The organism is Alcaligenes sp. SJTW-7 (genome assembly GCF_047716895.1).
In the GTDB taxonomy this organism is placed as follows: Bacteria; Pseudomonadota; Gammaproteobacteria; order Burkholderiales; family Burkholderiaceae_B; genus Alcaligenes; species Alcaligenes ammonioxydans.
The window spans coordinates 2,710,768-2,735,299 of sequence record NZ_CP136682.1 but is presented as its reverse complement, the minus strand read 5'-3'; the positions used below and the strand labels follow the sequence as shown (position 1 = coordinate 2,735,299).

General features: G+C 58.8%; 23 protein-coding genes. 21 read left to right on the top strand and 2 right to left on the bottom strand.

Going from position 1 to position 24,532, the window contains the following annotated elements; translation table 11 throughout:
- Window position 1 precedes the first annotated feature (1 nt).
- The 12 genes from RSQ48_RS12300 to RSQ48_RS12245 all read left to right on the top strand — a co-directional run bounded on the left by RSQ48_RS12300 (window position 2) and on the right by RSQ48_RS12245 (window position 12,133).
- On the top strand, window positions 2-1,495 hold the full coding sequence (locus RSQ48_RS12300) for a phage tail sheath C-terminal domain-containing protein (RefSeq protein ID WP_240209572.1): 1,494 nt from the start codon (window positions 2-4) through the stop codon (window positions 1,493-1,495).
- Window positions 1,496-1,561: 66 nt separating this feature from the next.
- A complete protein-coding gene (locus RSQ48_RS12295; RefSeq protein ID WP_240209573.1) occupies window positions 1,562-1,915 on the top strand; it encodes a phage tail tube protein in 354 nt (117 codons plus the stop codon).
- Window positions 1,912-2,235, top strand: a complete 324-nt coding sequence (locus RSQ48_RS12290) for a phage tail assembly protein (protein WP_240209574.1) — start codon at window positions 1,912-1,914, stop codon at window positions 2,233-2,235. The genes RSQ48_RS12295 and RSQ48_RS12290 overlap by 4 nt, the downstream gene beginning before the upstream one ends.
- A gap of 130 nt (window positions 2,236-2,365) precedes the next feature.
- Window positions 2,366-4,315 carry a phage tail tape measure protein gene (locus RSQ48_RS12285; protein WP_240209575.1) on the top strand — a complete coding sequence of 650 codons (1,950 nt, stop codon included), beginning with the start codon at window positions 2,366-2,368 and terminating at the stop codon, window positions 4,313-4,315.
- Window positions 4,312-5,613 carry a DNA circularization protein gene (locus RSQ48_RS12280; RefSeq protein WP_240209576.1) on the top strand — a complete coding sequence of 434 codons (1,302 nt, stop codon included), beginning with the start codon at window positions 4,312-4,314 and terminating at the stop codon, window positions 5,611-5,613. The genes RSQ48_RS12285 and RSQ48_RS12280 overlap by 4 nt, the downstream gene beginning before the upstream one ends.
- Window positions 5,614-5,629: 16 nt before the next feature.
- Window positions 5,630-6,721, top strand: coding sequence for a phage baseplate assembly protein (locus RSQ48_RS12275; protein WP_240209577.1), 1,092 nt, complete (start codon window positions 5,630-5,632; stop codon window positions 6,719-6,721).
- On the top strand, window positions 6,718-7,269 hold the full coding sequence (locus tag RSQ48_RS12270) for a phage baseplate assembly protein V (RefSeq protein ID WP_240209578.1): 552 nt from the start codon (window positions 6,718-6,720) through the stop codon (window positions 7,267-7,269). The genes RSQ48_RS12275 and RSQ48_RS12270 overlap by 4 nt, the downstream gene beginning before the upstream one ends.
- On the top strand, window positions 7,266-7,667 hold the full coding sequence (locus RSQ48_RS12265; protein WP_240209579.1) for a phage GP46 family protein: 402 nt from the start codon (window positions 7,266-7,268) through the stop codon (window positions 7,665-7,667). The genes RSQ48_RS12270 and RSQ48_RS12265 overlap by 4 nt, the downstream gene beginning before the upstream one ends.
- A 22-nt stretch (window positions 7,668-7,689) precedes the next feature.
- Entirely contained in the window at window positions 7,690-8,700 is a 1,011-nt protein-coding gene (locus tag RSQ48_RS12260; protein ID WP_240209580.1) for a baseplate J/gp47 family protein, read from the top strand.
- A complete protein-coding gene (locus RSQ48_RS12255) occupies window positions 8,691-9,287 on the top strand; it encodes a YmfQ family protein (protein WP_275694154.1) in 597 nt (198 codons plus the stop codon). Before RSQ48_RS12260 ends, RSQ48_RS12255 begins: the two co-directional genes overlap by 10 nt.
- A gap of 11 nt (window positions 9,288-9,298) precedes the next feature.
- Entirely contained in the window at window positions 9,299-10,294 is a 996-nt protein-coding gene (locus tag RSQ48_RS12250; RefSeq protein ID WP_415301837.1) for a hypothetical protein, read from the top strand.
- A gap of 1,143 nt (window positions 10,295-11,437) precedes the next feature.
- The gene (locus RSQ48_RS12245; RefSeq protein ID WP_240209612.1) at window positions 11,438-12,133 is read left to right on the top strand and encodes a hypothetical protein; all 696 of its coding nucleotides are present in this window, start codon (window positions 11,438-11,440) and stop codon (window positions 12,131-12,133) included.
- Here RSQ48_RS12245 and RSQ48_RS12240 read toward each other — a convergent pair.
- On the bottom strand, window positions 12,116-13,102 hold the full coding sequence (locus tag RSQ48_RS12240; RefSeq protein ID WP_240209611.1) for a tyrosine-type recombinase/integrase: 987 nt from the start codon (window positions 13,100-13,102) through the stop codon (window positions 12,116-12,118). The two genes, RSQ48_RS12245 and RSQ48_RS12240, sit on opposite strands and share 18 nt — an antisense overlap.
- 118 nt (window positions 13,103-13,220) lie before the next feature.
- Here RSQ48_RS12240 and RSQ48_RS12235 point away from each other — a divergent pair, with 118 nt between their 5' ends.
- The 5 genes from RSQ48_RS12235 (at window position 13,221) to yaaA (ending at window position 16,859) form a co-directional block, all read left to right on the top strand.
- A complete protein-coding gene (locus tag RSQ48_RS12235; protein ID WP_415301836.1) occupies window positions 13,221-13,652 on the top strand; it encodes a hypothetical protein in 432 nt (143 codons plus the stop codon).
- Entirely contained in the window at window positions 13,649-14,224 is a 576-nt protein-coding gene (locus RSQ48_RS12230; RefSeq protein ID WP_240209451.1) for a lysozyme, read from the top strand. Before RSQ48_RS12235 ends, RSQ48_RS12230 begins: the two co-directional genes overlap by 4 nt.
- On the top strand, window positions 14,217-14,465 hold the full coding sequence (locus tag RSQ48_RS12225) for a hypothetical protein (protein ID WP_240209450.1): 249 nt from the start codon (window positions 14,217-14,219) through the stop codon (window positions 14,463-14,465). Before RSQ48_RS12230 ends, RSQ48_RS12225 begins: the two co-directional genes overlap by 8 nt.
- Window positions 14,466-15,212: 747 nt before the next feature.
- The gene (locus RSQ48_RS12220; RefSeq protein WP_003801083.1) at window positions 15,213-15,995 is read left to right on the top strand and encodes a 3-hydroxybutyrate dehydrogenase; all 783 of its coding nucleotides are present in this window, start codon (window positions 15,213-15,215) and stop codon (window positions 15,993-15,995) included.
- 78 nt (window positions 15,996-16,073) lie between these two features.
- On the top strand, window positions 16,074-16,859 hold the full coding sequence (yaaA, locus tag RSQ48_RS12215; RefSeq protein WP_003801081.1) for a peroxide stress protein YaaA: 786 nt from the start codon (window positions 16,074-16,076) through the stop codon (window positions 16,857-16,859).
- 247 nt (window positions 16,860-17,106) lie between these two features.
- On the opposite strand, the gene RSQ48_RS12210 is transcribed toward yaaA, so the two are convergent.
- Window positions 17,107-19,392, bottom strand: coding sequence for an FUSC family protein (locus RSQ48_RS12210; RefSeq protein WP_003801079.1), 2,286 nt, complete (start codon window positions 19,390-19,392; stop codon window positions 17,107-17,109).
- Window positions 19,393-19,832: 440 nt separating this feature from the next.
- Between RSQ48_RS12210 and ilvB the strand changes: the two genes are divergently transcribed.
- From ilvB to pssA, 4 genes are all read left to right on the top strand, one after another.
- On the top strand, window positions 19,833-21,554 hold the full coding sequence (gene ilvB, locus RSQ48_RS12205) for a biosynthetic-type acetolactate synthase large subunit (protein ID WP_003801077.1): 1,722 nt from the start codon (window positions 19,833-19,835) through the stop codon (window positions 21,552-21,554).
- A 10-nt stretch (window positions 21,555-21,564) separates the two neighbouring features.
- Window positions 21,565-22,056, top strand: a complete 492-nt coding sequence (gene ilvN / locus RSQ48_RS12200) for an acetolactate synthase small subunit (RefSeq protein WP_003801075.1) — start codon at window positions 21,565-21,567, stop codon at window positions 22,054-22,056.
- Between the two features lie 215 nt (window positions 22,057-22,271).
- Complete coding sequence (gene ilvC, locus RSQ48_RS12195) at window positions 22,272-23,288, top strand: ketol-acid reductoisomerase (RefSeq protein ID WP_003801073.1); 1,017 nt, start codon at window positions 22,272-22,274, stop codon at window positions 23,286-23,288.
- Between the two features lie 406 nt (window positions 23,289-23,694).
- Window positions 23,695-24,462 (top strand): CDP-diacylglycerol--serine O-phosphatidyltransferase, encoded by a 768-nt coding sequence (pssA, locus tag RSQ48_RS12190; protein ID WP_003801070.1) that lies wholly within the window; start codon window positions 23,695-23,697, stop codon window positions 24,460-24,462.
- The last annotated feature ends 70 nt before the right edge of the window (window positions 24,463-24,532 follow it).

Genomic DNA, 24,532 nt, shown 5'->3' with positions numbered 1-24,532 from the left:
CATGGCGGTCAGCATGAATCAAATCCCCAATGACCTGCGCGCGCCGCTTTTCTACGCGGAGATGGACAACAGCCAGGCAAACAGCGGCGCGACGCAACTGCGGCGCCTGCTCATCGGGGCGGTCAATGACGACGTGACCACCGTGTCGGCTCTGCAATTGCCGTCTTCGTCCGACGAGGTTGCCGCGATTGCGGGCCGTGGCTCGATGCTGCATGAAATGCACGTGGCCAGCCGGCGCGTCGATGCGATGGGGGAAATCTGGATCCTGCCGGTCAAGGTCGCAGGAGCCAAGGCGACTGGTAAATTTACCGTCACGGGCACCGCGTCGGCTGCCGGCGTGCTGTCGGCCTATGTGGGTGACGCGCGGGTGGCGGTGACGGTAGCCAGCGGCCAGGCCGCCGCAGATGTAGCTACGGCCCTGGCTGCGGCTATCAACGCGGCGGCGCTGCCTGTAACGGCTGCAGCTGCTGCTGGTGTTGTGACCGTCACTTCGAAATTTTCCGGCGAGCTGGGCAATGATTTGCGCCTGGCAGTCAATCTGCGCGGCTCGGCGGGCGGAGAGGTTGTGCCGTCGGGTCTGACCGTCACGGTTACTGCCATGGCAGGTGGTGTAGGGGTGCCAGATCTGGACGTCGCGCTGGCGTTGCTGGGCGATGAGCCGTTCGAGTTCATCACCCATCCGTTCACCGACGCCGGTTCGCTGGCGGCCTTCCAGGCGTTGATGGATGACACCTCTGGCCGCTGGGCGTGGCTCAAAAAGATCTACGGGCACGTGTATTCGGCTCGGCGCGGCACGATGGGGCAGTTGGTGGCTTTCGGTCGCGGTGCTACCAATGACCAGCATATGACGGTCGCCGCTGTCGAGCCCGAGGCCCCCACCTCAGTGTGGCGGTGGGTGGCTGACTTTGCCGGGCGAACAGCTGTGTTCATTGCAGCGGATCCGGCGCGGCCCACGCAGACGGGTGCGCTGCTCAGCTGCATGCCGGCGCCAGAGGGTCGCCGTTTTGGCCTGCTGGAGAATAACTCGTTGCTGTGGGCGGGTGTGGCCACGTCGTATTACGAGGGCGGGTATCAGCGGATCCAGCGTGCAGTCACCCTGTACCAGAAAAATGCGTTCGGCCAGCCCGATGACAGCTATCTGGACAGTGAGACGATGCACCAGTCTGCGGCGATTCTGCGCCGCCTGGAGGCGGTCATAACCAGCAAGTTTGCGCGTCACAAACTGGCCGACGACGGCACCCGCTTCGGGCCTGGCCAGTCGATTGTCACACCTAAAACCATCCGCGGCGAACTGATCGCCGAGTACGAGCGCATGGAGCGCTTGGGCCTGGTGGAGAACCTGCAACTGTTCGCACGTTATCTGATCGTGGAGCGCGACGAAACAAACCCGAACCGGGTCAATGTTCTGTTCCCGCCTGACTACGTGAACCAGCTGCGCATCGTCGCGCTGCGCAACGAGTTCCGCCTGCAGTATCCCGACACGATGGCGGCATAGCCACCGCGTCACCTTTGATTGAACCCAGGCCCGCCATTGAGCGGGCCTTTTCTTTGGGAGCTGGACATGGGCCAGAAAGTAGCAGGGACCGTCTACGTCAAGGTGGACGGCCAACAGTTGGTGATCACTGGCGGCGTGGAATGCCCCATTGGCGATGTGGTCCGCGAGACCATCGAGGGCGCGCCAGGCTATTTCACCGAGCGCGACCGCGTGCCGTACGTGAAGGTCGAGGCATTGCACACGGCGGATTTCCCGGTCGATGTGATCGCCAACGGCACGGACATGACCGTCCAGGCTGAGTTCCGCAACGGCAAAACCTACGTGCTGACGGGGGCCTACATGGTCGGCGAGACGACCAGCACCGGGGACGACGGCAAAGTCACGTTGGAATTCAACGGTGTTAAGGGGGTCTGGCAATGAGCGATGTGAAATTGCTGACGGTGCAGACATTGTCCACCCCTATCAATGCCTACGGCAAAGAGCACACGGAGCTGCGGCTACGTGAGCCGACGGTGGCCGATGTACGGGCGCTGAAGTCGTTGCCCTATTCGTTTGCCTCTGAAGACCCCGTGCCGCGTCCGCTGCTGGATGTGTGCGCGCGGTACATCGCGCGTCTGGGCGAGGTGCCTGAGTCGGCGGTGGATCAGTTGGAGATGCGGGACTTTCACGAGCTGGCATGGGCGGTAGTCGGTTTTTTTATCAGTCAGGACTCGGACCCGGCAGCACAGTCTCAGGCCTGATTGATTACGCCTACTCGGCCGCCTATTTCTGGCGGCTGGATCCCTTTGCGGTCATGGATCGGCCGCTGTCCGATGTGTTTGAAATGACCGACCAGGCGCATCGGGTTGCGAACGAAATGAAGGAGTAGCTATGGCCCGCGAGTTTCAATTAAAGGCCTTGATCACGGGGGTCGATAAACTCTCGCCCACTCTGCAAAAGGCCCGTGCCAATGCTATGAATTTCCGGCGCGGGCTGCTCAACAGCGGTTTGGGGCAACCCATCAACCTGATGGACGTTGTGAAAGGGGGGGCCATTGCGGCCCCTTTTTTTGCGGCTACGCGCGCGGCTATCGAGTTTGAATCCTCGATGGCCGATGTGCGCAAGGTGGTCGATTTTGACACGCCTGAACAGTTCGCTCAGATGGGGCAGGACATCACCAAAATGTCGACCAAGCTGCCGATGGCGGCCAAAGACATTGCCGCCATCGTGGCGGCAGGTGGGCAGTCTGGGATTGCGCGGGACGAGCTGCAGGCCTTCGCCCAGGACGCCGTCAAGATGGGTATCGCGTTCGACCAGACGGCGGAGGAATCTGGCGACACCATGGCCAAGTGGCGCACGTCTTTCAAGCTAGGACAGGTCGAAGTGGTGGCGCTGGCCGACAAAATCAATCACCTCTCCAACAACGGGGCAGCGACGGCCCAGCAGATCAGCAATATCGTGACGCGCATCGGGCCGCTGGGTGCGGTCGCTGGCCTAGCCGCTGGCGAGATTGCCGCCATGGGTTCGACGCTGGCCGGTGTGGGTGTCGGCCAGGAAGAGGCGGCGACCGGCATTAAAAACTTCATGCTGGCCATGACCTCGGGACGGGCGGCCACCAAGACGCAGCAGCAGGTGTTCAAGGCACTGCGGCTGAATGCTGAGCAGATCTCGGTGGGAATGCAAAAGGACGCAAAGGGCACGATGCTCAAGGTGTTGACGGCCATCAGTAAAGTCGATGCGTCCAAGCAGGCCGGCGTTTTGCAACAGTTGTTCGGCAAGGAGTCGATCACGGCTATTGCGCCGATGCTGGATAACTTGGGGCTGCTCAAAAAGAACTTTGAGATGGTGGCGGATGCAACCGAATACGCCGGCTCCATGGAAAAGGAATACGAGGCCCGATCAAAAACGACGGCCAACAGCATCCAGCTGCTGTGGAATCGCGTCACAGCGCTGGGCATGGCGATTGGTAATGTCTTGTTGCCGCCGATCAATTTGTTCATTGCCTACGTTGGGCCGATGATTGATCAGGTTACCGCGTTGGCGCAGGCCAATCCCTGGTTGATTAAAGGGTTGGTCGGTGCGGCGGCGGCATTCGTGGGCATGCGGTTGGCCGTGGTCGGTGTGACCTGGGCAATCAAAATCATGTCCGGTGTCATGACGATGTCGCCGCTGGGCATGCTCATACGGGGTATAGCCCTGGCAGCAGGGTTCCTGATCGCCAACTGGGAGCCAGTCAGCGCGTGGTTTAAAAACCTGTGGGCGAAGGTTCAAGCCCCAGCCCAAGCAGTGTGGGACTGGATGAAAAACACGTTCCTGAACTGGACGCCGTTGGGCCTGGTGATCAAAAACTGGGAGCCCATCACAGCCTGGTTTGTTGGGCTGTGGGCGCAAGTCCAGGCGCCAGCCCAGGCGATCTGGGACTGGATGCAGGGCGCATTCCTGAACTGGAGCCCACTGGGAATCATCATCAAGAACTGGGAGCCGATTGTGGCCTGGTTCAAGGATTTGTGGGATCGGGTATCGGGGTTTATAGAGCCCATCATGAAGGGGGTCGATGCCGCCAAGGGCGCGGCCGCCTCCGTCGGCGAGTCGGTTTCAAACACCTGGGATAGCGGCGTGGGCTGGTTGAAAAATGCCGTTGGTCTGGGTGATGAGGCGCCGGCAAAACCAGCGCCGGCGCTGGCAGCGCCAGGTCGAGAGACGCGCCTGGATGGGGAAATGGTAATCCGGTTTGAGAATGCGCCGGCTGGCATGAGGGCAGAGCCAGCGCGCACCAATCAACCAGGCCTGAACGTCCGTCAGGACATTGGCCTGCGGTCAATGGCAGGAGCGAGCGGATGAGCTGGCGAGATCAAAAACAGGCCGCCTCATTTCGTGGGGTGGCGTTCGAGGTGTTGCGGGACTCGGCGCCCGCTGGGCAGCGCACGCAGGTGCATGAGTACCCCCAGCGCGATACCCCGCTGGTGGAGGCGCTGGGCAAGCGCACCAAAGAGGTTCGCATCACGGCGTTTGTCGCGGGCGATGACTGCCTGAGCCAGCGTGACGCGCTGCTGGAGGTGATCGAGCAGCCGGGTTCGGGCGAGCTGATCCTGCCCTGGACCGGCAGCATCACCGCCACGTGCATCGACTGCACCTATTCGCACGACCGGCGCACGCAAGGAATGGTGCAGTTTGAGCTGGTGTTTGTGGAAGGCGAGGCCGAGCCATCGTATCCGGTGGCCGGTGCTGATGCGGCGTCCACACTGAACAGTGCCGCCGATGCTGTGCAGACGTCTGCACTGGAGCGTTTCACGGCGGCGCTGGAGAGCATCGACCTGTCGCAGATCAGCCTGGACGCGGTATTGACGCCCATCGGGCAGGTGCTGGAGGTTGTTCAGGACGTGTATGGCTCGGTGTCCGGCGTGCTGGGATCTGCCCAGCGTGTTTTCGATTCGGTCATGGCAGGGCCTGGGGCGTTCGCCGATGCGGTGTTCGGCATTATCGGTGGTGCGCGTTCGCTGTTTGGCGGGTTCTACTCACGAGCCCAGGGCGTCATGTCGCTGTTCGGACTGGCTGACCGTGCTGATGCGGCGCAGCGCCTGGGCGGCACGCTCCTGCCCAGCGGCGCGGCCAATCGGGTGTTTGTGGCAGCCGTGCGCTCGCTCGTGCAGGATGCGGTGGCGGTTGATGCCGTGCGCGGTACGGCTGCGTTGCCGTCCAAGACCATCAGCGTCACCCGTGCCGGGCAGGTGGCCGTGGACGGGATGAAACAGGGCGGAGTTGCGGTGGACTCGGGGACGCTGGGTCAGGTGGTGGATGGGCTGACGGGCGGTGATCGCGTGGAGCTGCCGGTGGCAGACGATGTGCTGCAGGTGCGCGATGGCATATCGGAATCGCTCTGGGCCTTGGCCGAGCAGTCGCCAACGACGCATTACGAGGTGATCGCCCAGGCCCGCGTGGCCGCTACCCGGCATTTGACTGCCGTGGCGCGTCAAGGCGATGTGTTGACGCGCTACAGCAATCCGGAGCCTATACCGGCGCTGGTGCTGGCGTATCGACGTTATGGGGACGCGGCCAGGGTGGGGGACATCGTTGCACGTAACGGCGTACGTCATCCTGGGTTTGTGCCTGCCACTGAATTGCTATTGCCAAGGGGCTGAGATGACAGCAGAGGACATGGACCGCGTGACTCTGGTGGCGGACGGCATGGAGTACGGGGGCTGGAAATCGGTTGAGATTACAGCCGGCATCGAGCAGCAGGCACGGGATTTCAGGCTGGGAGTGACCTGGCGCTGGCCCGGCAGCGGCGAGGCACCCGCGCGGATTCGCCACGGCTCACGCTGCGAGGTCAGGATAGGCCCGGACTTGGTGTTGACGGGCTATGCCTATGCCACCCCTATCGAGTACGACGCACGACATATCACGGTTGGCGTTGCTGGCCGCTCCCTGACCTCGGACCTAGTCGATTGCAGCGCGGCTCGTGGCCAGTGGCGCGGCCAGACCGTGGCGGCGGTTGTCGCCGCTCTGGCAGCGCCCTACGGACTGAGCGTGGTTGACCAGGCCGGGGATGGGCTGACGATAGCGGACCATCAAACGGAGCCGGGGGAGACAGTTTTTGCCTCGATTGACCGGCTGCTGGAACAGTCGGCGCTGCTTTCTACGGACGATGCCCACGGGCGCGTAGTGCTGGCGGCGCTGGGATCGGCGGGCCGAGCGACCGATGCGATTGAACTGGGCGTGAATGTGTTGGGAGCATCGGCGCCGCTGGACTTTTCAGGCGTGTATTCAACGTACGAGTGCATTGGTCAGCAGGCCGGCACCGATGAGGCGTTCGGTGTCGAGGCGGCCGAGGTGCAGAGCGTGGCGGGGGATGATCGTGTAGACCGCTATCGGAATCTGACCGTGCAACCGCAAGGCCAGGTCAGCGCTGCCATCGCCGCCAAGCGCGCCGCCTGGGAGCGCGAGAGCCGGATGGGGCGAGCCTTGGCAACGGACTATGAGCTGCAGGGCTGGCGTCAAAGCGACGGGCGGCTCTGGCTGCCCAATATGTTCGTGCCGGTGCGCGACGCCATGATCGGGTTCGACAGGGAGATGCTGATTGGCAAGGTGGTTTACACGCTTGATGAGCGCGGCAGACGCGTCTCGTTGCGGGTGGCGCCGCCTGGTGCGTATTCGCCTGAGCCTAAGGCGCCGAAAAAGCAGAAGAAGGGCAAGAGGGGTGGCGATTCGTTCGAGTACCTGTTGCCGGCTGACTGGGATAAATCATGAAAATTCTGAACTTTATTGCGCGTGGGACGCTGTCTCTGGTCGATGCGGCCCGCAAGCTGCAGGGGCTACAGGTGCGCCTGACAGCCGGCGAGGTGAAGGATGCCGTGGAGCATGTGGAGCCGTACGGATTCACCTCGCACCCGCTGCCGGGTGCCGAGGCCGTGTTGGGGTTTATTGGCGGCAACCGCTCTCATTGTGTGGCGTTTATCGTGACGGACCGGCGATACCGGCCTGTCGGCCTGCAGCGCGGCGAGGTTTGTTTGTTCAGCCATGAGGGGGACGAGATCCGTCTCCAGCAGGGCAGGGTGATCAGCATCACTGCCGGCACCAAGATTGAAGTCACCGCCCCAGAGGCGGTTTTTAATTGTTCCACCAGCGTCACGCTCAATGCCCCCAAGGTGATCGTCACCGGGGACATTGAGGCAACTGGCGAGATCCGCGACGGCGTCGGCACGATGAGCGCGATGCGGGACACGTTCAACGGGCACGATCACCCCGAGAACGACAACGGCGGGCCGACCGATAAACCCAATCAGAGGATGGAATGAACATTCGCGATTTATTGGCCTCGGCAGATCAGTTGGAGCGTGCCGTCGTGATCAGCCTGTTCACCTGGCGGCGCGCTGAGCCGTCAGATCCAGTCGATGACGATGAACGCCATGGCTATTGGGGGGACGCCTACCCGGATCGGCCGCAGGATCGTATCGGTTCCAGGCTCTGGTTGCTGCGGCGCCGCTCGCTCACAGCACAGACCATGCAGGATGCCCAGCGGTATGCCGACGAGGCGCTGGCATGGATGGTAGAGGATGGCGTCGCGCAGCGGGTAGTGGCCCGCTTTGAGCGCCAAGGCGTATCGCGCCTTGATCTATTCGTGACGTTGACCCTGGACGATGGGCAACGGCAAATGCAATTTGACGATGTGGTGGGGGTGATCAATGCCGTTTGAAATTCCAACACTGCCGGCCCTGGTGCAGCGTGCTGGCGAAGACCTTGCACGGGCAGGGGTGGACGGGGTGCTGCGCCGTTCTGATAGTGCAGTCCTGGCCCGCGTGATGGCGGCCGGCGCATTCGGGCTGTACGGCCTGCTGGCCTGGCAGTCCAAGCAGATCCTGCCCGATAGTTGCGATGAAGACATGCTGGCGCGCTGGGCTGACCTCAAGGGCGTGCCGCGCACGCCCGCAACGTCGGCGCAGGGAGCGATCGAAGCAACTGGGGCTGATGGCGTTTTTGTCCCGACAGGCATGCTCTGGCAAACGCGGGCCGGCGTGCAGGTGCGCGTGACGCAGGACACGCTGCTGTCTGGCGTCACGCGTGTGCCCGTTGAGGCCATCATTCCAGGCGCTGCAGGCAATTTGGCGGCGGGCACGCAGCTGGTGGCCATCTCCCCGGCGCCTGGCGTCATTGATCGTGCGGTGGTCGAGGCGCCTGGCCTGGCCGGCGGGACGGATCTGGAGCTGCTGGAGCGCTGGCGGCGGCGAGTTGTACGGGCATTTCGCATTCAGCCTCACGGCGGTGATCCGGACGATTATGTCACCTGGGCGACGGAGGTTCCGGGAATCACACGGGCATGGGTGCGGCGAGCATGGCTCGGGCCGGGGACGGTCGGCGTGTTCGTTGTTCGTGATGACGACGACAACATTGTTCCAGATGCGGCCGAGCTGGCGGCGGTGCTGGCCCACATTCAAAGTAAGCGTCCGGTGACAGCAGAGATTCATGTGTTGGCGCCCACGTTGTTGCCAGTGCATTACCAAATCCAACTGTTTCCCGATGGCGATGCGCTGCGCGGCAAAGTCGAAGAGGCGCTGCGCGAACTGCATATGGCGGAGGCCGATCTAGGAACGCGTTTGTATCGTACACATGTGGCCGCCACCATCAGCAACGTTCCAGGGGAAACAGATCACAAACTGCTGTCTCCGGCTGCCGACGTTGTGCCCCAGCCGCAGGAGCTGCCGGTATTCGGAGGGCTGACATGGGTGTGAGGACTGCGCAGGATTACCGGGAGCAGCTGCTACAGCTGCTCCCGCCTGGCCCGGCTTGGGATCCTGAGTTATATCCGATGCCCGCGATTGTGGCTGATGCCATTGCCGCCGAGTTGGCGCGGGTCGATGCACGGGCGGCTGATTTGCTGTCTGAAATGTTCCCTGGCACGCTGCGCGAGCTGCTCTCCGATTGGGAGCGCGTCATGGGTTTGCCCGACGAGTGCCAGGGAAATACTGCCTCTCCGAGCGGGCGGCTGCGCGAGGTGCTGCGGCGTTTCTCGGACGTCGGGCGACAGGATCCTCTTTATTTTCAGGAAATGGCGCAGCGATTGGGCTATCCCGATACCCAGATCGAAGAGTGGCGCACCCCGCGGTTTGGGCTGTCGCGGTTTGGCAGCAGCCAGTTTGGCGGCTGGGGTTGTCAGTTTGTGTGGGTTGTTCGGTTGGGGGCTCTGCGCGCCAAAGAGCCTTTGTTCGGTAGCGCTCAATTTGGAGACCGTTTTGGGGCCAATGAGACCGACATTGTTGAGTGCGTGATTCGACGCTACGCGCCGGCGCATACCGTCGTGTTTTTTGATTATTCTTGAGGAAGACGTACATGGATTATCCAAAAAGCCTGCCCGGCATCGGACTGGTAGGCGGGAAGTTTGCTGACGCGAACCCCGTGACCGGAACGCCTGGTTCGTGGATTTCTGCAGCGTGGGCAAATAGCCTGATGGACGAGTTGCTGGGGATAATTGATGCTGCAGGCTTTACGCCGAGTGAGGTAGATAACGGCCAGGTGCTCAAAGCCATTCGTGCTCTGGCAATGCCGATTTACCTGACAGCGCCGGCCGACAACGTCGGCCCGCTGGTCTACGTGATCGACCGCCAGCAGATCCTGCACTGGCAGACGGTGGGCACGTTCACGGGGTATGTCAGCCCGAACGTGGGCCGATTCGTCTGGGGCACGTCCACCAGCCCGCGTCCGGACGAGGTGGATGCAATCGGCCAGACCGTGGACCGCACCAATCCCCGGTTCCAAGCCCTGATTGCGTGGGCAGAGTCCAACGGTCACATGGTCGCCTCGGGCGCGTGGACCAAGGGCGCGTTCCGGTTTTCAGTGATCTCCGGCAGCAATGTGCGCATGCCCGATTTGCGCGATCAGTTCATCCGCGCGACTGGAACTGACGCTGACACTGCAAATGCGAGAGCACTAGGCAGTGCGCAGTCTGGAGCGACAAAGATGCTTTCGATTCAGACTTTGGGGCAATTTATCATGACGTCGATCAAAGCAACTCGTGGGTGCAACAGCGCGTTCAGCGCAGCAGCAGCTGTGGCAGGTGGGCAGCTGACACGGAGGCTCCACGGACCATTATCAGCAGCGATGTTCCCAGCCCAGGGCACTGAAAAATGCTCGACCACAAAATACGGCGTTGCACCCATGCGAAATCTGAAATCGCCCTGTCAACACCGCGCGCTTCACCCACGATTCAGATTTGAATCGCTTTGTCGCCGAACTTGTGCCGAGCGCGAGCCAGTTTCGGCTCCATGCCCTGATCAACATGCACATAGGGCCGGAGTAAGTAATGGATCCCTTGTACCAGTGTTTTAAAACGTCATGAATGCAACGACGACGCGTCGCGGGCCGTGCAGCGTTGAAAGCCCTGATGTCAACCCATTTGCCTGCGAGGTGGCCACGTCCCGTTTTAAACTGCGAGGGATTTGCCTGCAAAATGACTCCTCGCATTTGCAGAGGGAGGCCACTCGCTGCAAATGCGAGGGGCTTGGGAAGCGCCAGGCGACGCATTCCGATCACACACTCATGCACGGTCGCAACAATGCAGTGGAACCGGGCTATCACAGTCACACGGCGATCCCGGTCATTACAGGCATCGGATCGCGCTGGCAACAACAGATCACAGGCGGCACCGAAACACGTCCAATTAACGTAGCTTTTTACCCGCGCATTCAAATTTGAATGCGCGGGTGTAAGCAACATTGCTGGGACGTGTTTCGACCCCCGTCGATCCAGTGCTTGCAGCTGCTCCGATTCCTGTAATGCGCGTTTTGCCGGGAACGCCATATTTACGAGCAACGTTGAGCCTGCATAGGCCGACCGTGTCATGAGTGTGTGATCGGAAAGCGCATCGCTCTGTGACTGAGCCCAAGCCCCTCGCATTTGCAGCGAAGTGGCCATCCCTCTGCAAATGCACGGGGACTCGGGTAGCAGTCCAAATGACGCGCTAAAACGCAGGCATGGTCACAGCGTTTATTTCCGGGCGAACGGCGGCGTCGTCGGGGGCATTCATGACGTTTTAAAAACTGGTACAGCAGGTAATTACTCCGGCCTACTACTGGGGAGCCGAAACTCGGGATCCTCAACACAGTGGCATTGATCCCCCGGGCATTCAAATCTGAATCGTGGGTGAAGCGCGGCTGAAACACGGCCCATCAACGTCAGTCGATTTGGAACAACTCGCGCAGCAGATTTGAATGCGCGGGTGTGCCCATTTGCTGTGGAACGAGTTTCTGTGCCCCTGGGCTGGGAACATCGCTGCTGATAATGGTCCAAGGGAGCCTCCCGTGTCAGCGCCCCCCCAAAGAGTTGCTTTGATCTCTCCATGCAGCATTGCCGTAAGTACCTTTAATGTTTCGGATAGCGTCGTCTTGCAAACTGCCCAATGCTCGCGCATTTGCAGTCCCATAACCACTTTTCTTTTTTCAATCAGCCACGCATGTGGCCAGGAGTTTTTGTATGCCGAATTTTCAAACTGATGCCCTGGGCGTGCTCAACGGCCAGTCCCTCTATGCCGACAAGGGCTTTGGCGACGTGGCCGTAGCACCGCCTGCCGACGTCCCAGTAGGCCAGGTGGCGCGCTGGGTCTCAATTGTTGACCTGCATGCACTCGAATATGGTGATGCTGGCACTGGTTCCTGGGAGCTGGTGGATGACAACCGGCAGGCAACGCTGTACACGGCCGACGGCGAATACAGCCTGGGCACAGTGCACAACGGGCAGGAATACGACGGCCTGGGCCCGCTGCCTGCCTGGCTCAGCACCGATGCACCGGCGGCGCCAGAACCCACACTGAGTGATCTGCGCGAGCTGCAGTTGGCCCTGGTGAATGCAGGGTTTGAGCAGGCGGCCGTCGCCCTGACCACGGGTTACCCCGAGGCCGAGCGCTTGACTTGGCCAGTCCAGCAGGCCGAGGCACTGGCGTGGGCCGCAGACCAGACCGCGCCCACTCCCTATCTGGATGGCCTAGCCGCTGCCCGGGGCATCGCTGTCGAGGATATGCGACAGAAAACTCTGGATCAGGCGCAACTGTTCCTGCGGTCGAGCCAGCAACTGGTCGGTACGCGCCAGCGGCTGCGGGACCAGATCTATGCCGCAAAGACCGCCAAAGCCGTTAAAGCGGTCGTCTGGCCGGAATCAGGCGGCCAAGCGTAGTTGCTCGGCCTGCGCGCGGCCGAGCTTGCTACGCATGAGTTTCTGCGCGAGATCTCGCCCGCGCGGATGGAAATACCGCTGCAGCATGCGGGTGTCTCGGTGGCCGGTCACCTTGGCCAGCTCATGCGCTGGGAATACGTCGGCCAGCCTGGACGTGGCTTCATGCCGCAGATCGTGCAGGCGCAGATCCAGGAAATAGGCGCGCACGGGGCGGCGGCCGTACTGTCGGCATAGGGCGTCATAGGCGCGGCGCGCGCGCTCACGGGCGCGGGCAAATGCCCGGCTGACGGATCCGGCTGACACGTCGAATATGCGGCCGCGCAGCGGTTTGCCGACCAGCCATTTACGCAGCGCGTCGCGGGCGAATGGCGTCAGCGGCACGTACCGAGTGTCGCCGTTTTTGGTGTCCTGCAGGGTGATGACGCCGTGGGTCAGGTCGATCTGTTCGCGGGTCAGCGTGACGATTTCCGAGCGGCGCATGCCGGTCTCTACGGCCAGCGCCACTATGGTGGGCAGGCACTCAGAGCGGGTGTGTTTCAGGATCCAGTCGATTTCAGAACGTGGGCATTCGTCGGGACTCACACCATATAGACGGATCTGGGTGAATAGGCGGCGGTCGCGCGCGTCATTGACTGCCGGCCGCCGCACGAGCTGGACGGGGTTGGCCAGCCAGCTGTAGCCCCAGTCTTTGCGCGCCACGGTGAATAGATGTGATAGCAGCGCCATACGACGGTTAACGGTTGCCGGCGCCCGCTCTTGCATCCAGTCATCGCGGATGCGTTGCAGATCTTGCTGCGTGATTCTGGCTATGTTGCGGCCGGCCAGCAGCGTGCCGGTCCAGGCGCGAACCAGGGATCGTTCCTGATAGGCGGATTTTTTTAGGGTCGACACCTCCAGCAGATAGCGTTCCATGGCCTCGGCGAGGGTGGGGCAGGAGCGGGATAGACGGCGCTGGCGGGTGGCGTTCATAGGTAAATCTGCGTTGTAGGCCGTACAGACAATTGTTTCAACTGTGGATTTTTACAGTCGCCAGCAGGGCGGCCTTTTTTACGTCTGCCGCAATCGCGGCGCTTCACGGGAGACAGCCATGCCGACCGTATTACACAAGGGGAAGGACTTGGAACCGACAAGCACGGGAACATCGGCGGCTGGTTTGGCCGTCTGGAAGGCGATGGGAGGAATAGCAGGCATGGGTGCCATCGGGGCAGGCTTGGCTACGCTGGTGGTGATGTGTATTCTGCGGCCGCGCACGCAGTCCGAATGGATTGTGGGGGTGATCAGCACGGTGGTGGCCTCGATCTCAGGCGGGGCCGCGGTGATTCAGCACTACGAGCTGCACCACTGGGCGAACAACCCGGTAGGTCTGGTGGCCATGCTTGGATTAGCGTTCGCATGTGGGCTGCCGGGCTGGGCTGTTGTGCGCTGGGCTTTTAACTTTTTCGACAAGCGGCGCAAGGCTGACCTGTTCGAAGTAATGACTGAACTGCGCGAAGGCGCCATTGGAGGAAAAACAGAATGAAATTGTTGTTGAGTCTTATCTCGGGCCTTCTGGCCCTTTTTTTTCGGCCACAGAAAGCAGAGCAGGCCACACCAGAGCCACAGAAGGCTTCACCGACGGGCATGTCCGCCGACGGCCTGGCCATCCTGCGGTATTTCGAGAGCTGCCGGCTGGAAGCCTACTGGGATGCCGACGGCAAGGTGTGGACCATCGGCTGGGGCGACACCGGGCCTGACGTCGGTCAGGGCCTGCGCATCACTCAGGCTGAGGCCGACCAACGTCTGCAGCGCCGGCTGGCCCATGAGTTCGTGCCTGGTGTTCTGAACGCACTGACCCGTCCTGCGACCCAGGCCCAGCTCGATGCCATGGTGGATCTGGCCTACAACATCGGCGTGGAAGCATTTCAAGGTTCCACGCTGGTCCGCTTGTTCAATGCCGGCGACCAGGCCGGTGCTGCTGAGCAATTCCCGCGCTGGAACAAGTCAGGCGGCAAGGTACTGCTGGGCCTGCGTCGTCGTCGTGCTGCAGACCGTGCGCGATTCTTAGGCGCATCTGGAGCGGAAGCCATTAAGACAGGAGCCGCCATTGTTTAAAGCACTATGGGGAAAGGTGGCAGGCTGGCTGGGTCTACTGGGCGGCCTGATCTTGGCCGCACTGGCGCTGCTGCAGGTCGGACGGCGCCAGGGCAGGGCACAGGCAAGGCAGCAACAAACAAAGGCGGATCTGTCTGCCGTGGAGGTAGGACGTGATGCAGCTGAAACGATTGAGCGCCTGGATGATGATGCTGTGCGTAATCGCGCTCGTCAGCGGATGCGCGACACCAAAGGGCGGTAGTTATTGCGCTGCTGCACAGCGTCCGTTTCAGTGGCGCTCAGATGCTGAGATTGATGTCACGCCGATTCGGGTGCTGCGATATGTTGAGACGGAGGCCGAGACGTGGGTGCGGCTGTGTCGGAAATAGAAAAGGGCCGTCCTCGCGTAAAGAGCGCGGACGCAAAAAAGCCCGCTCTAGGGCGGGCTATATATGAGTCGTGTGGGAGCTTAGTGGTTGTGACTTTTTTGTGACTATAAGAGGCATAAAACCAAGGCATTTGCTAGTAAATGGAAAACGGATGGCGCCAGAGGGTATTGATAAATAAGGGATTTATTTGCTTGGCTTTATATGTGGCAAGACTCGAAATCAGGCGTACGTGCAAGCGTACCGTGGGTTCGAATCCCACCCTGTCCGCCACTTAGAATTTTAAAAGCCCTTGATTATTCAAGGGCTTTTTTGTTTTCTATTTGCCTTGTCGGTTTTGTTGGCCAGTTGCCTGTCATGTTGCGGCGTTAAAGTGGGAAACGTATGGCTGTCTGACGGGCAATTGCCTGCCGAAACGCGGGTTCTCCGTTCCGATTGGGCAGACATGACCTGTGTCGATGCCCACGTGAGCACAGATTACTCCGGTGTTACGGGGCTATCTGTCGCCCCGCGGGGTGGGCGCTCAGCTCGGACAAAACTCTCCTGACGTCTTGTCCGGCCATGCAGAGCGGCGAGTACACTTGAGGTTTCAGTTCTCTGTTGTCCATACTCACGAGGTATCTATGCTGAAAGGTAAAAAAGCGATCGTAACGGGATCGACCAGTGGTATTGGTCTGGCCATGGCCACCGAATTGGCAAAAGCAGGTGCGGATGTGGTGATCAACGGTTTTGGTCAGCCTGAAGATATCGAGCGCGAGCGCAGTTCTCTGGAGTCCAGATTCGGCATCCACGCCTATTATCTGAATGCGGACCTGAGTGACGCCCAGGCGACACGTGACTTTGTTGCCAAGGCCGCGCAAGCCCTGGGTGGCCTGGATATTCTGGTCAATAACGCTGGCATCCAGTACACAGCAACCATTGAGGACTTTCCTGTCGACAAATGGAACGCCATTATTGCGCTGAACCTGTCTGCTGTCTTTCATGGTACGGCTGCTGCCTTGCCCATCATGCAAAAGCAGGGGTGGGGACGTATCATCAATATCGCTTCGGCCCATGGTTTGGTGGCCTCGGTGAATAAGTCGGCGTATGTGGCGGCCAAGCATGGCGTTGTTGGGCTGACCAAAGTGACGGCGCTGGAAAATGCCGGCAAGGGCATTACGTGCAATGCGATTTGTCCCGGGTGGGTCCGCACACCGCTGGTGGAAAAGCAGATTGAGGCCATCAGTCAGCAAAAAGGCATGGATATTGAAGCCGCTGCTCGCGAGTTGCTGGCAGAGAAGCAGCCTTCCCTGCAGTTTGTGACGCCCGAGCAATTGGGTGGGGCGGCGGTGTTCCTGTGTTCGGCTGCTGCAGATCAGATGACGGGGACGACGCTCAGCCTGGATGGTGGCTGGACGGCGCGTTAATCGCGGTCAGCGCGTTTTTTGTTCATGGCAGATAAAGGGGGCTCCCTTTATCTGTTTGGTTAGAAAGGATATAGGCGCATGTTGTTATTGCTCTCGCCAGCCAAGAAGCTGGATTACGATTCTCCTGTACGTACACAGCTGGAAACCCAACCCTTGTTTGTGGAGCAGGCGCAAGGCTTGATTGATATTTTGCGCACTCAGTCCGAAGAGGATATAGCGGGCCTGATGAAGCTGAGTGACGATCTGGCACGCCTGAACGTTCAGCGCTATCAGGAGTGGGAGCCCAAGTTTGACCGCTCCAACGCACGACAGGCTATTTTGGCGTTTAACGGCGATGTGTATGAGGGCTTGGCTGCCACGGATTTGTCGGACAAGGAACTCAAGTGGGCTCAGGATCACATCGTGATCTTGAGTGGGCTTTATGGAGCCTTGCGTCCTTTGGACTTGATGCGGCCCTATCGTTTGGAAATGGGCACTCGTTTGAAGAATCCCGGTGGTGCGAATTTGTACGCTTATTGGGGAAGCCGTATTGCCAATTATCTGAACGAGCGTCAGGAAGGTGATGCTGATCCTGTTGTCTTGAACCTTGCGTCGGAAGAGTATTTCAAGGCGGTGGATCAAAAATCCCTGCGAGCTCGCGTGGTGCAGTGTGTTTTCCAGGACGAGAAGAATGGCGTCTGGAAGATCATCAGTTTTTATGCCAAGAAAGCGCGTGGTTTGATGGCCCGCTTTGTGATTGATAATCGTGTTCAAACGGTAGAGGCTTTGAAGGCCTTTGATCGTGAAGGCTATGTGTTCCAGCCTGAGCTCTCCAGCGAGGACAAGCTGGTGTTTCGTCGCTCCGAGCAGGACGCCAAGGCTTGATGCGCAGATAGATTTATGGCTTGCGCCGTAGGGGCAGCTCGTTAGCGGATCAGCGGTGTTGCAGAGATGAAAAGGAAAGGCAAGGCCATGTATTGCGCCTTGCCTTTTTCTTTTTAGTGCTGCGACCAGATGAGGGCTTCGCGCCCTATGCTCTTGTGCTTTGTGCTTTGTGCTTTGTGCTTTGTGCTCTGTGCTTTTGTTTATTCGGCTCTGACAGTGAGTTCCTTAGGTAAGCGGGGCATGGTCATCAAGCCCCTTGCTGGTTCAGCTCCTGCTTGCGCTCGGGTGGCAGCTGTGGGCCAGCACTGTATTCCAGCCCTCTCATATCCTGGCGAATCAACTGGGCTGCCTTGCTCATTTGACGGATTGGGTAGGCCAGCATGGCCAGTTCGCCTTCCGTTTCGATGGAGGCGGGCGGGTCTGCATCCTGATCGTTGATGAGTGCACCAATCGCATCCAGAGCGTTTTGGATGCCTGGCGGAATCTGGCTCAAATTAGCCAGAAGCGGGGCCGCGGCGCTGATCTGCGAGGCCAGCACATGGTTCTGAATCAGCAGATTGTTCAGCAGGGACACATTGGCTTGTCGGCTGACAGGTTCGTCCATCATGCGATAGAAGGCTGAGGCAAAGTTGCTGAAGGCAATGTGAACATTCTTGTTCGCCACCTGCCAGGCGGTGTCGGCTTCCATCAAATCCAGATCCACCTGAGCTTTCTGAGCCTCTGTCATCGTGGGTTCGCCCGCTTTATCATTTCTGAGGTTCTGGTTGTGCAGACGACTCAGGCGAGCGAACTCCAGACCGGCCCGCCAGAACTCTTTATTGGCGGCCAAGGCTGCGCGTGCCAGGCCCGTCATAGCCGTGGATTCCCAGTTCGGGAGCAAGTAACTGGCCGCCATGGCAATGCCGCAACCGATCAGCGTATCGACCAGGCGCTCTCCAATAATGAAAGAGCCGCCTGTAGACAGGAACTGGAAGGACAGAATGACAAAAATGGTATTGAACAGGGCGGATAACAAGAAGTTCAATTGAACCAGACTGTTGCCAAGCAGATAGGCCAGCAACATGGCAATCAGATACAGCTCACGGTTATCGGTGAGCTTGAGCAGCAGAAAGGCCGCCGCACAGCCCAGTATCGTGCCAAACAGCCGCCAGCCATTACGTTGACGGGTGATGGCAAAGCCCGGTTTCATGATCACCAGAATTGTCAGGATGATCCAGTAACTGTGAGCGGTCAGGGCACTGACCAGGCCCAGTTCGCTTTGGAAGTGAGCGCTAAGAGCACCAATTCCCAGGGCCACGATGGAGGCGATGCTGACGCGTGCTGCATAGCGGAAGTGCGAGGACTTCAGCTTGAGATTACTGGTCAGCATGCCCAGACGCAGCTCTTCGCGCGACAGCATGCGGCTGAGTGATTTGTTCAGGTACTGGTCGACCGGAAGATTCTGGCTGGCTCTGTGTGACAGGCTGGCCATGCTGTCGACGATCCGGTTCAGGTTGCGCATGCGGCGCAGCACCTGGACTAACAGGGCATACGTTTCGGGGTCGGATTGAGACATACCCTGACGTTTGTATTTCTCCAGCTCGTATTCCATGGCGCGGATTTCCGCTTTGACGCTGGAGCGACGGGTTGTGCGAGCGCTGCGTGAAACATTCATGGCGATGCGGCCAATATCCAGCGACAGCTTGTGCAAGCCGTCACGCGCAAAAACCATAAAATCGCTGTCGGAAAGCTGGCGGCGCAGGACGGTGTAGTCGGTGTACGTGGCAACCAGCGAGTCCAGAATGCTGACCATGTTCAGAAAGATGGTCAGCAACGCCTTGCGGTGATGATCTCCCCGCCCATGACCGCGTGGCAGTTCGCGCAGTACCACATCGCGGGCCGCCTGATGCTTTTCGGTCATATTGGATTGAAGGTTGATCAGCCGCCGATAGCAAGCGTCCAGATCCGAGCTGGAGTCATAGAACTGTGATCGGGCTTCCATGTACTCAGCGGTGGCAAACAGTGCAACAGCCAGAGTCTGACGTTCTTCCCGATACCAGAACAAGCGTCGAAACAGCGTGCTGAACAGATAATAGGACAGGCCGCCGGCAAACGAGTAAAGGGTGTGCGCCAGCACTTCATGAGGCTGCATGGGAAAGCGCATCGTCAAGGTCATCAGCAGCAGGGCAGCAAAACCGATCAGCCCGCCGCGGCGACCAAAGACAGAAAACATGCTGTACAGAAAGCAGAGCAAGGGGACGCACAGCACCAGCAGCAAAGGGGAACTGGAGGCTAAGCCGGTCAGGCCCACGGTGACCGTGCCCAAGGCAATACCGCCGAGCATTTCATTGTTGCGGTAGCGGCGCGGGCCGCCGGGCTGGTCAATGATGGCAACGCAGGTCGCGCCCATGGACGCAATGACCCCGATGTCATAGTGACCAAAAAACCGGCCCAAAATAATGACCGGCAGCAGTACCCCGATGGACTGGCGCAGTCCACCGAAAAAGTAGTGGCTATACAGGAATTGTTTTAATTGTGGAATGGGCGATGCCATAAAATACCCGGACAGCTCGTCATAGGTAGACAGTATATCGTTTTACGTATGCCCGCTTTAAGCCTGTTTTTTTGCACTTTACCAACAATCACAGTTGCTCGCTTTGTGCAGGCAAGGTAAAGTAACCAGGTGTTTTTGCTCCGTATCCGAGCAAATTGTAGCGAGGCACTGTTAACCGGGCCATCCGCCCGGTTTTTTGCGCCTAAAAACTTTGTTGCTGGCCGCGTCACAAGCGTGGGATGCCAGGACTTCCGTTTCAAGCTAACGCATACGTTTTTGTGTGCACGCACTGGGTGTCGAAGAGTGCAGGCCGGACGGTAATGTGTCTGGGTGGTGTGGTCCTGTGGACCATGAAGCGCCAGATCATGTTGCTGACATCGGTTCAAGCTCGGACCGTCGTGGTCGATCGATATTGCAGAGCAAGACTGAAAGGAAAACTCATGTCTGAATTAAATGGCGCAGATATTGTTGTGCGCACGCTCGCGGACGAAGGCGTAGAACACGTTTTCGGATACCCGGGTGGTGCCGTTCTCTATATTTACGACGCAATCTTCAAGCAGGACCGCTTCCAGCACATTCTTGTGCGTCATGAACAGGCCGCTGTTCATGCTGCGGATGCCTATTCCCGTTCGTCCCAGAAAGTTGGCGTGGCACTGGTAACCAGTGGCCCGGGCGTCACCAATGCCGTGACCGGTATTGCGACCGCGTACCTGGATTCCATTCCGATGGTCATCATCAGTGGTCAGGTCAGCACGCAGGCCATTGGCGAAGATGCTTTCCAGGAATGTGATGCCATTGGCATTACCCGTCCCTGCGTCAAGCACAACTTTCTGGTGCGCGATGTCCGTGATCTGGCCGATACCATTCGCAAGGCATTCTTTATTGCCACTACCGGCCGTCCAGGCCCCGTGCTGATTGATATCCCCAAAGATATTACGACCGCAACGTGCAAGTACACGCCCAAGCGTGGCGAGGTCAAGATGCGCTCCTATGCGCCGGTGACCAAGGGCCATCAGGGGCAAATCAAAAAGGCTGTCCAGATTCTCAACAGCGCCGAGCGCCCGCTGATCTACGTGGGTGGTGGCGTGGTGCTGGGTAATGCAGAAAGCGAACTCAATGACCTGGTCAAGCTCAGTGGCGCACCCTGCACCACGACCTTGATGGGTCTGGGTGCCTATCCCGGCACGGCCGACCAGTACATCGGCATGCCCGGCATGCACGGTACCTATGAAGCCAACATGACCATGCAGCATTGCGACGTGCTGGTCGCTGTCGGTGCGCGGTTTGATGACCGCGTGATCGGCAATACCCGTCATTTCGGTCAGAATCCGCGCAAGATCATTCATATCGATATTGATCCTTCCGTGATCTCCAAGCGCGTGAAAGTGGATGTGCCGATTGTGGGCTGTGTCAAAGACGTGCTGACCGAGTTCAATGAGCTGTATGCGCAAAGCCGTCAGGAATCGCAGCACCAGCCTTCCCTGAACGACTGGTGGAAGCAGATCAATGTCTGGCGGGGCAAGAACTCGCTGGCCTACGCCAAGTCGGACGAACTGATCAAGCCGCAATTTGTGGTGGAATCCCTGTGGGAAGTGACGGGCGGCAACGCATTCGTGACTTCCGATGTGGGTCAGCACCAGATGTGGGCGGCGCAGTACTACAAATTCAATAAGCCTCGTCGCTGGATCAATTCCGGTGGCCTGGGCACGATGGGCGTGGGCTTGCCTTACGCAATGGGTGTGCAGATGGCCAATCCAGGCCAGGATGTTGCCGTCATTACCGGTGAAGGCTCCATCCAGATGAATATCCAGGAACTGTCTACGTGTAAACAGTACCGCTTGAGTCCCAAGATTCTTTGTCTGAACAATCGTTATCTGGGCATGGTGCGCCAGTGGCAACAGATCGATTACGGCTCGCGCTATTCCGAGTCCTACGTGGATGCATTGCCTGACTTTGTCAAACTGGTGGAAAGCTACGGTCACGTGGGTCTGGAAATCGACAAGCCAGCCGATGTGGTCCCCGCTATTCGCGAAGCCTTCACCACGCACAAAGACCGCCTGGTATTTCTGAACTTCATCACGGACCAAACCGAAAACGTGTTCCCGATGGTGAAAGCAGGCCGTGGCCTGACAGAAATGCTCTTGGGCCCTGACGATCTGTAAGGAGAGAATCATGAAACACGTCATTTCTATCCTTCTGGAAAACGAGCCCGGCGCACTGTCCCGTGTGGTTGGCCTGTTTTCGGCTCGTGGCTATAACATCGAGACCTTGACAGTTGCTCCTACCGAGGACGACACCCTGTCTCGCATGACCATCGTGACGCGAGGGGCGGACGACGTCATCGAGCAGATCACCAAGCACTTGAACCGTCTGGTTGACGTGGTCAAGGTGGTGGATCTGTCCGAAGGCCCTCACATCGAGCGTGAACTGATGCTCATCAAGGTGCGGGCTGTCGGCAAGGAACGTGAAGAGATGAAGCGCATGGCGGATATTTTCCGTGGCCGCATCATCGATGTGACGGACAAGACATACACCATCGAACTGACCGGTGTTCAAGACAAAATTGCTGCTTTCATTAATGCGCTGGATCGCACGGCCATTCTTGAAACAGTGCGCACCGGGGTCTCTGGTGTCAGCCGTGGCGAGCGTGTCTTAAAGCTGTAAGCCAAGGCTCTTTCAGGACAGAATGACCGCTTTTATTCAAGGGGCTGCCGTTCACGGCAGCGCCTTATAAAGGGTATGCACAGTTTGGTGCTGTGTAGACGCCGGTGTCCCCGTTCTGAAAGTAATGAGTCAAGGTCCTTTTTGTGCCGCTGCTGCATGAGCGGCCATTCTCGAATTGCTGTTTAAGCGAAATTATTAAATTTGGAGCACCTGAAATGAAAGTTTTCTACGACAAGGATTGTGATCTTTCCCTGATCAAAGGCAAGACCGTTGCCATCATCGGCTACGGTTCGCAAGGCCACGCCCACGCCCTGAACCTGCACGAGTCCGGCGTGAATGTGGTTGTGGGTCTGCGCAAAGGCGGCGCTTCCTGGAGCAAAGCCGAGAACGCTGGCCTGAAAGTTCAGGAAGTGGCCGAAGCCGTCAAGAGCGCTGACGTCGTCATGATCTTGTTGCCCGACGAAAACATTGCTGAGGTTTACCGCAACCAGGTTGCCGAGAACATCAAGCCTGGCGCCGCTCTGGCATTTGCTCACGGCTTTAACGTTCACTACGGCCAGGTTGTGCCCCGTGACGATATCGACGTCATCATGATTGCTCCCAAGGCTCCTGGTCACACGGTTCGTGGCACCTACAGCCAAGGCGGCGGCGTTCCTCACCTGATCGCTGTTTACCAGGACAAGACCGGCGCTGCTCGCGACGTGGCTCTGTCCTACGCATCGGCTAACGGCGGTGGTCGTGCCGGTATCATCGAAACCAACTTCCGCGAAGAAACCGAAACCGACTTGTTCGGTGAACAGGCTGTTCTGTGCGGCGGTGCAGTTGAGCTGATCAAAGCAGGCTTCGATACGCTGGTAGAAGCGGGTTACGCGCCTGAAATGGCTTACTTCGAGTGCTTGCACGAGCTCAAGCTGATCGTGGACCTGATCTACGAAGGCGGTATCGCCAACATGAACTACTCGATCTCCAACAACGCTGAATACGGCGAGTACGAGACCGGTCCGAAGATTGTTACCGAAGAAACCCGCAAGGCTATGCGCAAGTGCCTGGAAGACATCCAGACCGGCGTTTATGCCAAGAACTTCATCCTGGAAAACGCCGCCGGCGCTCCTACCTTGATCTCGCGTCGTCGTATCAATGCCGAATCGCAGATTGAGCAAGTGGGTAGCAAGCTGCGCTCCATGATGCCTTGGATTGCGGCCAACAAATTGGTCGATAAGTCCAAGAACTAAGTTTGATATCGGGGCAGGCGCCTAGTCTGCTCTGGTCTTGAACCTGAACCGGCTGACGTCTCGCGGCGTCAGCCGGTTTTTTTATTGCAGGACGCGTTGGGCGCGCAGCGCGGCTGCCCAGGCCAAGGGAGGCATACCCGCGTTGTGTCCTTGTCTTGTGGCTGTATTGATGACTGCGCGATAAAATGCAGTGCTCTTGCTGTGAGCATCGCGTCCTTGTCAGCGTGCTGCGCAAGCGAGTTCGATAAAATCTACTCGTTCTTCGCGAACGCCCTGGTCGCAGGCCTCTCGGTCTTTTTTGCTTGTCCTGGCTTATATTTGCTTGAACTATTTGCGCTCTGTAGCCTTGTGGACAATGCTACATTCGAGTGTTCAGTCTTTAGCAACAACTCTTAAAGCATAAATTATGCCCAATTTGCTCAATGATGAAACCCGTCGTCGGCGTAGCATCTATCTTTTGCCCAACGCCTTTACCACCGCCAATTTGTTTGCGGGCTTTTATGCCGTTGTGCAAGCGATGAACGGTCGCTTTGAAGCGGCGGCCATCGCCATTTTCCTGGCCTTGGTGTTCGATGGGATGGATGGGCGGGTTGCTCGGCTGACCAATACGCAGTCTGCTTTTGGCGAGCAGTATGACTCCATGGCAGACATGATCTCTTTTGGTGCGGCTCCTGCGCTGGTCATGTATGTTTGGGCCATGCAGGGCTTGGGACGCTGGGGATGGTTGGCCGCCTTTATCTATGTGGCGGGTGGCGCCTTGCGTCTGGCTCGTTTCAACACCAATATTGAAGTGGTCGACAAGCGTTTCTTTCAAGGTCTACCCAGTCCGGCCGCCGCCGCGCTGGTAGCCGGTTTTGTCTGGCTGGCCGTGGACAATAAATTGTCGCTGCAAGTCAATGTGATCCCCTGGGTAGCCTTTGGTCTGACTATTTACGCCGGCCTGGCCATGGTATCCAACGCGCCGTTTTATAGCGGCAAGTCCTTTGCCATCAGCCGCAGCGTTCCATTTTGGGGCATGTTGCTGTTTGTGCTGGTCTTTGTATTTGTGTCGACCGATCCGCCCGTCTTTCTGTTTGGTCTGTTCTGCCTGTACGGGCTGTCGGGATGGTTTGTGATGGCCTGGCGTTGGCGTCGTGCCCGTGCCTTGGCGCGACTACGGCGTGGAAACAACTAAAGTTGTCGGCTTCAGTGGAGGCGCAAGGCGAAATGCTTAACGCTGATCCTGGTTTTTCGTTATAATCGTT